This is a genomic window from Actinoalloteichus hoggarensis (assembly GCF_002234535.1).
Taxonomy (GTDB): domain Bacteria; phylum Actinomycetota; class Actinomycetes; order Mycobacteriales; family Pseudonocardiaceae; genus Actinoalloteichus_A; species Actinoalloteichus_A hoggarensis.
In genome coordinates this window covers 5,919,158-5,930,699 of record NZ_CP022521.1, presented here as the reverse complement: position 1 = coordinate 5,930,699, position 11,542 = coordinate 5,919,158, and the positions used below count along the sequence as shown (strand labels likewise).

Annotated in this window: 12 protein-coding genes; 4 read left to right on the top strand and 8 right to left on the bottom strand. The window is 68.0% G+C overall.

Annotated features, from left to right (window positions below; translation table 11 throughout):
* Positions 1-138: 138 nt before the first annotated feature.
* Genes AHOG_RS25215 through AHOG_RS25205 form a run of 3 tightly spaced genes read right to left on the bottom strand, consistent with a single transcriptional unit; the run spans position 139 to position 2,012 of the window.
* Positions 139-723: a TetR/AcrR family transcriptional regulator gene (locus AHOG_RS25215; protein ID WP_093944799.1), complete on the bottom strand. Its 585-nt coding sequence runs from the start codon at positions 721-723 to the stop codon at positions 139-141.
* An 18-nt stretch (positions 724-741) separates the two neighbouring features.
* Positions 742-1,563 carry a Rossmann-fold NAD(P)-binding domain-containing protein gene (locus tag AHOG_RS25210; protein WP_245856436.1) on the bottom strand — a complete coding sequence of 274 codons (822 nt, stop codon included), beginning with the start codon at positions 1,561-1,563 and terminating at the stop codon, positions 742-744.
* A 41-nt stretch (positions 1,564-1,604) separates the two neighbouring features.
* Positions 1,605-2,012, bottom strand: a complete 408-nt coding sequence (locus AHOG_RS25205) for a nuclear transport factor 2 family protein (protein ID WP_093943534.1) — start codon at positions 2,010-2,012, stop codon at positions 1,605-1,607.
* Positions 2,013-2,416: 404 nt separating this feature from the next.
* On the opposite strand from AHOG_RS25205, the gene AHOG_RS25200 reads away from it, so the two are divergent.
* Genes AHOG_RS25200 through AHOG_RS25185 form a run of 4 tightly spaced genes read left to right on the top strand, consistent with a single transcriptional unit; the run spans position 2,417 to position 6,086 of the window.
* Complete coding sequence (locus tag AHOG_RS25200) at positions 2,417-3,352, top strand: ABC transporter ATP-binding protein (protein WP_093943533.1); 936 nt, start codon at positions 2,417-2,419, stop codon at positions 3,350-3,352.
* On the top strand, positions 3,352-4,116 hold the full coding sequence (locus AHOG_RS25195; protein WP_093943532.1) for an ABC transporter permease: 765 nt from the start codon (positions 3,352-3,354) through the stop codon (positions 4,114-4,116). The genes AHOG_RS25200 and AHOG_RS25195 overlap by 1 nt, the downstream gene beginning before the upstream one ends.
* A gap of 6 nt (positions 4,117-4,122) precedes the next feature.
* Positions 4,123-5,469, top strand: coding sequence for a sensor histidine kinase (locus tag AHOG_RS25190; RefSeq protein ID WP_093944798.1), 1,347 nt, complete (start codon positions 4,123-4,125; stop codon positions 5,467-5,469).
* Positions 5,466-6,086: a response regulator gene (locus AHOG_RS25185; RefSeq protein WP_093943531.1), complete on the top strand. Its 621-nt coding sequence runs from the start codon at positions 5,466-5,468 to the stop codon at positions 6,084-6,086. Before AHOG_RS25190 ends, AHOG_RS25185 begins: the two co-directional genes overlap by 4 nt.
* A 596-nt stretch (positions 6,087-6,682) precedes the next feature.
* On the opposite strand, the gene AHOG_RS25180 is transcribed toward AHOG_RS25185, so the two are convergent.
* The 5 genes from AHOG_RS25180 to AHOG_RS28925 form a co-directional block, all read right to left on the bottom strand.
* Positions 6,683-7,696 (bottom strand): zinc-binding dehydrogenase, encoded by a 1,014-nt coding sequence (locus tag AHOG_RS25180; RefSeq protein ID WP_093943530.1) that lies wholly within the window; start codon positions 7,694-7,696, stop codon positions 6,683-6,685.
* A 52-nt stretch (positions 7,697-7,748) separates the two neighbouring features.
* Positions 7,749-8,201: a MerR family transcriptional regulator gene (locus tag AHOG_RS25175; RefSeq protein WP_093943529.1), complete on the bottom strand. Its 453-nt coding sequence runs from the start codon at positions 8,199-8,201 to the stop codon at positions 7,749-7,751.
* An 896-nt stretch (positions 8,202-9,097) separates the two neighbouring features.
* Complete coding sequence (locus AHOG_RS25170) at positions 9,098-9,433, bottom strand: hypothetical protein (protein WP_157737036.1); 336 nt, start codon at positions 9,431-9,433, stop codon at positions 9,098-9,100.
* Between the two features lie 1,060 nt (positions 9,434-10,493).
* Positions 10,494-11,093 (bottom strand): DUF3558 domain-containing protein, encoded by a 600-nt coding sequence (locus AHOG_RS25165; protein ID WP_157737035.1) that lies wholly within the window; start codon positions 11,091-11,093, stop codon positions 10,494-10,496.
* A gap of 28 nt (positions 11,094-11,121) precedes the next feature.
* Positions 11,122-11,490 carry a hypothetical protein gene (locus AHOG_RS28925; protein ID WP_157737034.1) on the bottom strand — a complete coding sequence of 123 codons (369 nt, stop codon included), beginning with the start codon at positions 11,488-11,490 and terminating at the stop codon, positions 11,122-11,124.
* Positions 11,491-11,542 lie beyond the last annotated feature (52 nt).

The following is an 11,542-nucleotide window of genomic DNA, read 5'->3' as shown; positions in this document are numbered from 1 at the left end:
GCGCCGCGGAACGGGCGTGCCTCGGAGGCCGGGGTCGGCTGCGCCGCCGCGCCTGCACACCCGTGTGAGGAGGCGGCGATCTCGTGAGCGGCGGCCGGAGTGGCGCGTGCCGGGCCGGCCGCCCGGCGAGACGCCTCGTCAGCGGGCGAGGATGCGTGCGGCGAGTGCGCCGATCTGGTCGCGGACCCGTTCGGCGCTCCAGCCCTCCGCGGTGATCAGGTGTCCCAGCAGGTCGATCCGTGTGTAGGCGAGGAGCGCGTGGGCGGCCCAGGACGCCTGGTCGGCGCCCACGACGTCGGTGAGCAGGCCGGCGAACAGCGTGTGGGCGTTGCGGTAGTTCGGGGTGTCGAGGCAGGAGTTCGTCGCTCCCGGTTCGAGGTGCTCCAAGGCCAGGGCCACCTGGCGGTTGTGCAGCTTGAACTCGACGAGGGCGTCGAGGACGGCGACGACGCGCTCGGACGGGGGCGTGCCCGGTCCCAACGGGGGCGGGCCGGTGGCGACGGCGTCGTGCAGGGCGCCGATCCGCGTCGCGTAGACCGCGTTCAGCAGCCCGGCCCGGTCGCCGAAACGGCGGAACAACGTGCCCTTGCCTACTCCCGCCTCGGCCGCGATGTCGTTCATCGTGATCGACAGGGGATCGGAGGAGGTCGCGAAGAGGGTGGCCGCGGCATCGAGGATCGCCTGCCGGTTGCGCGCGGCGTCTGCTCGTTCCCTGCCTGCCACGGCCACCCCTCGACGTCTCTACAACCGGAATTCGGCGGCGGCGAACTCGCGGAAGGAGCGAGGCGCCGTGCCGGTCACCTGTGACACGGTATCCGTAACGCGGTCGTCGATCCCGCCTGCGATGGCGACGTCGAGCGTGCTGAGCATCGCGGCGAGCGCCGGGAACACCCCGGCTGCCTCCAGTCGGGTTCGCAGCGTGTCGGCGTCGACGGGAACGTGGGCGATCCGACGGCCGCCGACGTCGGTCAGGACGGCCGCGACGTCGTCGTAGCTCAGCGCCTCCGGACCGGTGAGGACGAGGTCCGTGTTCCACGGGACGGGCGACAGCAGCGTCTCGACGGCGACGCGGGCGATGTCGTCGGCGTCGATGAAGCCGACTCGCCCGTCGCCGGTGGCCGTGGTGATGACGGACTCCGCCCGGATGGTGGCGGCGTGCGGATGGTCTCCGACGAAGTTCTGCATGAACCAGCTCGGGCGTAAGACCGCCCACTCGTCGAACAGCTCGGCGACGGCCTCGTGCACGGCGCCTGGTCCGGGGCCGCCCGAGGACAGGGCGGAGCTGCTGAGCAGGACGGCGCGGCGGACCCCCGACTCCCTGGCGAGGGTGAGGAAGGGACGCATCACCGCCTGCGGATCGGCGTCGTCGGCGGGCACGATGAGGTATACCCGGTCGACCTCGTGGAGGGCGCCGGGGTGCGTGCTCGTGTCATGCCAGTCGAACCGGGTCCCCCGGGTCCCCGCAGGCCCGGTCCCGGAGCGGTTGGCCGAGGTCACGGCGATTCCCCGCGCGGCCAGTCCGGCCGCCACCCGGCGCCCGGTGGTCCCGCTCGCGCCGGTCACGAGAGCACGTCCGACCGACGTGGCATCCGATGTGGACAGAGTCATGCCGCGGCCTTCCTGTCCGAGGTGTGCAGGGGATTCCAGTAGTCCCGATAACGCGCGATCAGCCCGTCCCGCAGGGTCAGCACGACCACGTAGGACATCCGGTAGGGCTCGCCGGTGGCGGCGACCGTGCCGGTGGCGGTCGCCTCGATGACGGCGACGTCGGGATTCACCGTCTGGTGCGTCTCCAGCGCGTCCAGACCGTCGAGCCGGACGCGGGAGGTGACGGCCGTGAGGTATTCGGCGAGAGCCGGTCTGCCCTCGACGCGGTGTGGCTGCTCGGGGCGGGCGAAGGGGAACTCGAAGACGACGTCCTCGGTGCACAGATCGAGCCAGCTCTGGACCTCACCGGTCTGGAGAGCGGGTAACGCCTGTCGAAAGACGTCGACGGCGGAGCGGGTGGGCATGCGACCTCCTGAGCGGCAAATCGGACCATTGGTCCGCTTTTGTTCGACGATACGGACCTGCGGTCCGGTTGGCAACCGGGTCGTTCGGGTGGTCGCGACGCGGCAGGTTCGGACGGCGGCCGGACGTCGGTGCCTGCCCGCCTCGACCGGACACGGCGACATCGACGCTCGCGGCGCGCTCGGCGTCGAGCCGATCCGAACACCGGGGCCGACGCGGGAGGTCGAACAGGTCGGTCCGTCCTCCGGGTCGCCCGCCCGGCGGGGCGACGGATCGCGCGACGACCGACGGGGCGTCCCCATCCACACGGCGCCGTGCCTCCACCGAACGGTGGAGGCACGAATCAACCCGAGCTCAGCCGCCACGGTCGATGAGAAGGGGCGCGGTGCGCCCGAGACTTCGCGGCATGAACGCAGTGGAAGTACGAGATCTGCACCAGCGCTACGGGGGGCACGTCGCCGTCGACGACGTCTCGTTCACCGTCGAAGAGGGGGAGATCTTCGGCATCATCGGGCCCAACGGCGCAGGCAAGACGACGACCGTCGAGTGCATCGCCGGGCTGCGGACACCCGACTCGGGCTCGATCTCCGTGCTGGGACTCGACCCGATCAAGGACCGGGCAGAGGTGCGTGAACGACTCGGCGTGCAACCGCAGGAGAGCAGTTTCCCCGATGCGATCAAGGTCGCCGAGGCGCTCGAACTCTACAGCTCGTTCTACCGGGAACCCGCCGACTGGCGCGAGCTCATGGAGCTCCTGAACCTCACCGAGAAGCGCGACACGCGGTACAAGTCCCTCTCGGGCGGACAGAAGCAGCGGCTCTCGATCGCCCTCGCTCTGGTGGGCGACCCGAAGGTCGCGATCCTCGACGAGCTCACGACCGGCCTGGACCCCCAGGCCAGACGCGACACCTGGAGCCTCATCGAACGGGTTCGCGACAGGGGCGTCACGATCCTCCTCGTCACACACTTCATGGACGAGGCGGAACGCCTCAGCGACCGGATCGCCGTCATCGACAGTGGTCGCGTTGCCGCACTGGACACGCCGGCGGGGCTGATCGCGCGAGCGAACACGGTGCGGCAGGTCCGCTTCCGCGTGAGTCAACCGCTGGACAGGAGTGTCCTGACCGAGCTGCCCGACGTGACCGACGTCGCGATCGCCGAGGGCCGCTGGCTGGTCACCGGCAGAGGAGAGCTTCTGAGCAGCGTCGCAGGGGCGCTCGCCAGGGCGCAGGTCGTGGCGCGGGATCTCCGCGTCGACCGGAGCAACCTCGACGACGCGTTCATGGCGTTCACGGGCCGCGCCCCGCGCTCCGCACAGCTCTCCGAGAGGGCGGTCGACTGATGCGCGCTCCCCTGAAGGCGGTCAAGGTTGAGACGAGGCTCTTCCTTCGAGACTCCGCCACCGTCATGTTCGGTGTCCTGTTCCCGACGGCACTCCTGCTCGGGCTCGGTGCCGTCCCGGCCCTCCGAGAGTCGTCGCCGGAGACGGGCGGGCTCCGGTCCATCGACATCTGGGCGCCGACCGCACTGGTGTTCGGAATGGTGATGATCGCCGTGCAGCACGTCCCGTCGGTCATCGCGACGTATCGCGAGCGCGGCATCCTGCGCAGGCTGTCGACCACTCCCGCGCATCCGCGCGGCGTCCTGCTGGCGCAGATGATCGTCGCGTTCGCCTCCGTGGTCGTCGCCGCGGCGCTCATGATCTTCTCGGCGTGGGCGGTGCTGGGCATCGCGCCGCCCGAGCGGCCCCTGGAGTTCGTCGTCGCCTTCCTCGTCGGCTATGCGGCGCTGCTCGGAATCGGCATGATCGCGGCGGCCGTGGCCCGCACGAGCAGTGCCGCCAACCAGATCGGCACCCTGCTGTTCGTCACGCTGATGTTCGCAGGCGGAGCCTTCCTGCCCCGTGTCCTCATGCCCGACCTGCTGCGTGAGGTCGGCGAATTCATCCCGCCCGGTCTACAGGCTCTCACCGCGGCGTGGTCCGTCGAGGCAGGCGAGATCACCGCCACCGCCGGTGGCCAGCCCTTCTGGCTGCAGATCACCATAATGGCGGGAATCGCGGTGACCGCGAGCGCGATCGCCGCGAAGCTGTTCCGCTGGGAGTAGGTGTCGATGACGTGGGACGCCGGGGCCGGTGAGCACCCGAGCTCCGGGACACGCGAATCCGCCGTCACGGACGAGGCGCAGACCGCGAATCGCTCCCGGCTGGCCTGGAAGGCGGAGCAGCTGCGGGTCTGGGACCTGCTGCAGTTGATCACGCCGTGGTCGCTGCTGACGATCTCGACGGCCCTCTATTTCTCGCGGGTGCTCCCGGCCTCCGGTGAAGGCTTCTGGCCCGAGGGCGCCTCGGTCCTCGGGCTGGTCGCGGTCGCGGTGCCGTGGGTGCTGTTCGGACACACGCTGCCCATCAGGCGCAGAACGCTCCGGCCCATGTCGGCGGGCGTCTTCTTCGTCGGGCTGCTCGTACTCTGCGTCACCCTCATGACGTACTCCGAGAGCTTCCTCGTCTTCACGGTCGCGGGCTTCTTCCACGCGTACCTGCTCAGGCCGTGGCCGTTGGGGGTGCTCGGGGTCCTGGCCACCTCCGTGGCGCTCAACGGGTCGGCGATGCGGGTGTGGACCGACCCGACCTCGGACATGCTCGCGGAGTTCATCCTGATCGTCGCCGTGCAGACCGCGGCGATCGGCGTGGGAATCCTGCTGACGGCGCGCAGCGAGCCGGAGGAACGCAAGCGGGAGGAACTCGTCGAGCGACTTGAGGCTGCACTGCACGAGAACGCCGGACTCCACGCGCAACTGGTCGCTCAGGCCCGTGAATCCGGGGCGCAGGACGAGCGGCAGCGATTGGCGGGCGAGATCCACGACACCCTGGCGCAGGGGCTCGCGGGCATCATCACGCAACTCCAGGCGGCGGAGCGGTCCGCGAGTATGCGGGGCGAGACGGAAGAGCACGTCGCGCGTGCGCTTCGACTCGCGCGCAGCAGCCTGACCGAGGCCAGACGGTCCGTGCAGGCGCTCGCTCCCCAGGAACTCGGGCGAGCGCACCTTCCCGACGCGCTGCGCACGTTGACCGAGCGATGGTCGGAGGACCAGGGGATCAGCGCGCGGCTGGCGGTCACCGGTACCCGAGAGCCGCTGAGCCCGGCGATCGAGGTGTCTCTCTTCCGGGTCGCGCAGGAGTCGCTGACCAACGTGGCGAAGCACGCGGAGGCCTCGCGCGTCGGTGTCACGCTGTCGTACACGGGCACCGAGGTGCTGTTGGACGTGCGGGATGATGGACGCGGCTTCGGCACAGGGGGCGGCGCCGGCTTCGGCCTGACGAGCATGCGCCAGCGCATCAGAGGGGTGGGCGGTCACCTGGAGGTGCAGAGCGCACCGGGCGACGGGACCTCCGTCAGCGCGCGCGTTCCGGCGATCGCCCTCGGGGGTGCGGGAGCGAAGGGGGAGACCGACCGATGATTCGACTGCTGATCGTCGACGACCACCCGATCGTGCGGGGCGGGCTGCGCGACACCTTCGCGGACACCGAGGACATCGTCGTGGTCGGCGAGGCCGGGCACGGCGCGGAGGGCGTCGAACGTGCGGAGCTGCTGGCGGCGGACGTCGTGCTCATGGATCTTCGGATGCCCGGGATGGACGGCGTCGCCGCGACCGCCGCCCTGCGCGAGCGTGCACCGAGCACCCGAGTACTGATCCTGACCACCTTCGACAGTGAGAGCGACGTACTGCCCGCGATCGAGGCGGGGGCGATCGGATATCTCCTGAAGGACGCGCTGCCCGACGAACTGATGCGAGCCGTCCGTGCGGCCGCGCGTGGCGAGTCGGTGCTCGCGCCGTCGGCGACACGGCACCTCATGGGGCAGGTGCGCAGGCCCGGTGCCGGCACGTTGACGGATCGAGAGAAGCAGGTGCTGCAACTGGTCGCGAACGGCAGCTCGAACCGAGAGGCCGCGGCGGCGTTGTTCATCGGCGAAGCGAGCATCAAGACCCACCTGCAACACATCTACGACAAACTCGGCGTCCGCGATCGAGCCTCGGCGGTGGCCGAGGGCTACCGCCGCCGCCTCCTCACGTGATGCCCCTGCTGTCGGGGCGCTGCCTGCCGTACCCGTGGCGAGCGCCATCGAGCTCGGAATGGATGAGGACGTTCGTCGAAACACGGTCACGCGGCTCTTCGCCGGACCGGGTGTGGCGGTCGCGTGCGCGTCGCTCGCTGGAGGAGAGTCGAGGTCACTTCGAGGGTGGGAGTCTCACGCCACCCGTCGCCTCGACGTGCGCCACGCCGCTACCTCCGCCTGCCCCGACCTGACCTGCGCCCGCATGGACGGGCCTCAGCCTGGAGGTCACCGGCCGGGCCGTCGAAGCCCGATCGCGCCGTGCTCGCGTGCCGAGCCAGTCGAGCCACTCGAGCCACTCGAGCCGGGCGATGGTGCGGGTACCGGTCCCGCGAGTACACCCGATGATCGTCACTCTGCGCGCAGTCGTGCGGCCGAAGGGGGAGTTCGAAGACGACATCGTCGGTGCACAGCTCCAGCCAGGCCCGGGCATCGCCGGTCTGGAGTGCGGGCAGCGCCCGTCTGAAGACGTCGAGGGCGGAAGGAGCGGTCCTGAATCCTCCTGAAGACAGCAACAGGTGGGGTACCGGAGGAGGCTGTCGTTCGGGAATCGGTGCCTACCGCCACGGATCGAGTGCGTGTTTCCCGCTGGTCCGGCCCGCTTCGAGTTGCCGGAGGACGGCGGGACCGTCGCTCAGGGGATGGACGTGGGGCGTGCCGGGCGGGTACACGCCGTGAGCGATGAGCCCGTCGAGTTCGGCGAGCAGCGCCCGATAGACGGCGGGCGCGTCGGCTGCCAGCGCGCCGACGTGTAGGCCCTTGAGTTGGGCGTGGTGCGTGAAGACCAGCTCGTGCGTGGTCACGCCCGCCTCGCCCGATGCGGCGCCGAAGATGACGACTCGACCGGTGAAGGGCTTGGCCACGGTCAGGCTGACCTCGAAGGTCTCCCGCCCGACGGATTCCAACACGAGGTCCACGCCACCGGTCAGCCTGCGGATCTCCTCGGCCAGGTCGGGCCGTCGACGGTCCACGACCTCCTCGGCTCCGAGTGCTCGGATGATGTCGTGCTTCGCAGCCGAGGCGGTGGCGATGACCCGCGCGCCATAGTGCCGGGCAAGGCGGACGGCGGCCTGCCCCACGCCCCCTGCGGCGGCGTGGACGAGCACCACCTCACCGGCCCGGACCTCGCCGAGTGGGCGCAGCGCCGCCAGCGCCGTGACCCAGTTCAGCACCATGCCGACGGCCTCGGCGGCGCTCCAGCCCGAGGGGACGGGCAGCGCCGCGTCGGCGGAGATCGTCACATACTCCGCGAAGGCGCCCGCGCCGATCCCGACAAGGCGGGTTCCGATCGGGAAGGGATCGGTGATCGCAGGCCCGACGCTGACGATCTCGCCTGCGGCCTCGAAACCCGCCGGGTAGGGCGGCTGTGGTCCGCCCCCGTAGGTTCCCCGAGTCTGCATGACGTCGGCGAAGTTCACCCCGGCGGCGCCGACGCGAATCAGGTACTCGCCCGGCCCCGCAGTGGGGCGGGGAAGCCTGGTGAGCACCAGATCATCCGGCCCGCGATCCGACTGCTGGCGAAGAGCGCGCATGGTCGTCGCGGCGGGGTGGTGTTCGACGTGAAGGTCCATGCGCCGGAACGTAGGAGCTTCACACTTGCGGCAAGATCAAGCCGCGCACCACTCACCGGCCCGCACGGCGTGCCGCGTGCAGAAAGGCGTCCAGCGCCGACCGGTGCTCGCTGAGCACCGCGATCCGTGCCGCGAGCCGATCGCGATACCGCTGGACCTCGGCAAGGAACTCCGCGCCCAGCAGCTCGGGGCTTGCCTCGCTCGCCGCCGTGACAGGGGGCAGCGCCTCCCGGATCAACCGCACCGAGAGTCCCGACCCCAGCAACGACCGGATGACCAGGACCCGGTCGATCGTGGAGCGGCAGTAGTCGCGGTAGCCGTTGTCGCGGCGGCCGGGAACGATCAATCCCTCGTCCTCGTAGAACCGCAGGGACCTCGTGCTCACTCCGCTGGCCTTGGACGCCTCACCGATCCGCACACCCACCGAAACAGCAGGCGGCCGTGTTGTCTTCCCGTGCGGCCTCCCGAGCCGGGTCCGCGCGGCGGATGCCGTGCTGACGACCATCGGTCGGCAGGTCAGAACATGCAGGTGCCGTCCTTGTAGTGGCCGTTGGCCTGGTAGTCGACGCCGGCGACGAGTGGGGATTCTTGTTTGATGCGGGCGGGGAGTTCTTTGCCCTTCTCGATCCAGGCATGTTTGGTCTCGGGACTACCGGAGACTTCTGCTTGATCAGGAGCGCCAACTCCTTGCCCTTCTCCCTCCAGGCGCGTTCCGCCTCGGAGTGGGGAATCCCGAGTCTTGTGGAACGTCTATGTCCAAAGTGGCCTGGAATTCGTCGTCCCATGCCGCCACCGCATTGATGACTTCGGCAGGGAAGAGTAGGTGCCGTGAAACCTCTTCTATCGAATGATTGTAGAGCTCGGCTTCGGGCACGTCGTAAAAGAACGTCCCTTGTCCGTAGCCTGCCAATGGTGAGATCTCTATAGTCATCTGGATCTCGCTTTTGTGTACACATGGAAGAACGGTCCTTCTCGGAAGTCGGCGTGCAATGATGCAGCCGAGGTTATGGCGGGTTCTAAATTTTCCGATCCGCCCGGCGCGCACGATTCCTTCCAGTGGGAACATGCAGGTGCCGTCGTGTTCGTGGCGGCGGCCAAGGCCGACCGGCTCGGCTGAGCTTGCCTGCCGGGACCTCGCGCCCCAGGGCCGGCCCGCCTCCGCCGGGCTTGCGCCGTGTGTGGGACTGGCTATGACATCCGCGCTGGTCAGTGGCTCCGCATGGGCATACCTGGCTGAGGGTGCCGGGCGGCGGACGTCATGACCTGACACGCAGTCGGACGTTCGCCCTTGGCGTCACCTGAGCCGGTGGTATAGAGGCAAGAGCGGGTGCCGTGGTCCGAAAATCGGGTCTGTACGGCGTGGACTGCGGCTGCGGTCAGGGTGACGTGCCGCCGAGTGGGTCAGCGGCCCATCGGGGGGTCTTCGCCGAAGACGGGTGGGGCGACCTTGACGTCGTTGTCGAAGATGCCGTCCATCTCGATGAGATAGTCGGGACGCTGGTGTTCCTTATCCTCTTCGCCGTCGGTGCCTCGTCCTTGTGCCCCGCCGCCTGCCATGCCGCCGCCCATACCGCCGCCCATACCGCCTGCGCCCGGCGCGCCGCCTGCGGGCCCGAAGCCGCCGGGCATCCGTCCACCGCCAGGTCCACCGACGCCGGTGGTGCCGCCGGACCCCATGCCGCCCGCACCCGGTCCGAAGCCGCCACCCGGGCCGCCGGGCCCGAATCCGCCAGGCATCCGCCCTCCGCCGAATCCGCCGCCAGGCCCGCAAGCCCGCCGGGTATCCGACCGCCGCCGCGGCCGGGGCCGCCGGGGCCGCCTGGTCCGCCGCCAAATCGGCCGGGTCCGCCGCCATTGGGTCCACTGGGGTACCCGGATCCACCGGGGTATCCGGGCGGGCCGAATCCGCCGGGCTGGCCGTGGGGACCGGGTCCGGGACCGGGACCGGCGTGGAGCGGGGGGCTCTGCGGCGGGGTGACGCCGGGATTATTGAAGTCCGGACCGATCGAGGGTGGGAGCGTCGGAGTGCCACCGCCAGGCGGGATGGCAGGCGCAGGGGGCGGGTTGGCGCCGCCTCCACCGACCGGTGGATGTACCGAACCGCCGCCGCCGTATCCTCCTCCACCACCCCCGCCGGGAACACCGGGACCACCGTCGACCTGCCCGCCCCCACCCGGCAATGCGGAATCGCCGAAGGTCCCCGGCATCCCTTCATCGGCTCGGTTGAGGCCAGGATTGTTGATCGTGATGGCGTGATTCTCCGGCGGGTCGAAGCCGTGCAATGACGCCAGGTTGGCATTCGTGTTGTCCTGATACTCCGCCATCAGGTCCCGGGCTTTTTGATTCTCCTCGTCGTAGGCGTTGATCTCGCCGTTGTACCCGTTCAACCCGAACGTGACTGTGTCGAAAAAATCCTTCGACGGCTTAGGCGATCCTTCGGGCATGAGGAACTTGGTGCTGGCTTGAAAATCGACCTGTCGGCTGATCGCGTTAGTGACTTGACGAACCTGGTCCTGGATGTTCAACGCATACTCCGCCAACGGAGCGGATGCTGTCCGGAACCGGGTGGCCGCTTCGCCTTCGTGTGTCTCGGCCGAGGTGGTAACCGAGGATTCAATATAACCGCCGATGGCCTCGAAATTTCGCGAGATCTTAGTCCAAGAATCGATCAAGTATTCGGGATCTGCGGCAGTGTCGTCCGTGTTTATTGCCGTATATATTGCTTGTGCGTTGAGGTGTTCCCAGGTGCTATCGCCGGGCGTTGCTTGAAAATTTATTGCTACCATCCAATTCTTCTTCAGTCGGGCACATTTTCAATTGCGGTGGCTGCGATTTCGATCCCCCAGTCGCAAGCGTCAACGCCCGAGTTGCTCATGGTACTCGTTTGGAGGACTAGCATTTGATCGTCTGTTGCCGCGAGGAATACCTCGCAATTGATATCACTATCGACTCGATTGGCGACCGTGGCAGGATGTCCGGCGATGTCTAGGGGTTGGAATACTGCGAAGGTGTCTTGTTGTTCGTAGATGTCGGAGAGCGTGATGCCTCTAGAATTGTGGTATATGGCAACGCTGAATCCGGTATTCAGGTCCGACCATAGGCACGTGTTATATCCAAAATTATCTTCAGCTTGTTCACCTGTCGTAGGTAGCTGGAACGATGCGGCCTGATCGGCGGTGAGAAAATCGCACGGACTGACATCTACGATGTCCTTAGGATCGGTCACGGTCGGGGCAAGGTTCTCGGTCGAGCTCCCGGTGGCCGAGGGTGGTGCTGGATCGGTTGAATTGGGTGTGTTGGACGCTGGCGTGCTGATGGGCTGTGCTTCTCCTGCCGTTTGGCCGCCACATCCGGAAAGGAGAAGGCTGAACCCGGCCGCGGAGAGAAGGGTGGACATAGTCTTCGTGATGCGCAAGGTAATTCCCTCAGATTGCGTAGTTCGGTCCGGCCGGGCCGGTCGGGTCCTCGGGCAGTGCGAATTCAGTCGGAGTGATTGCATTGATTTCTTCTTGGCCATGGTATTCGAGTAGTGAGGTCTCCAAATTATTAATCAGCTCGCCAAGTGCGCGTTGATAAGCCTCCAGCGCTACGAAGAGCGATCCTAAATTGCCATCGACAACAAGTCGCTGCAATTCTGCGGTAGCGTGTTTGCTTACATCATCGCTGCCGCGAATCGCGATTGTCGTGAGGTTCTGTGCCTCACGGCGAGTCTCTACAAGGGCCTCCAAAGCCCGCTTGAGATTCGCAAGTACCTGCGGCGCTCGGTCCAAATCGATCTGGTAGCCGTCGGACATGGGTGGCCCCTTCCCTGCGGCGTGTGTTTGTCGGGGGCCCGTCCCCACTGGC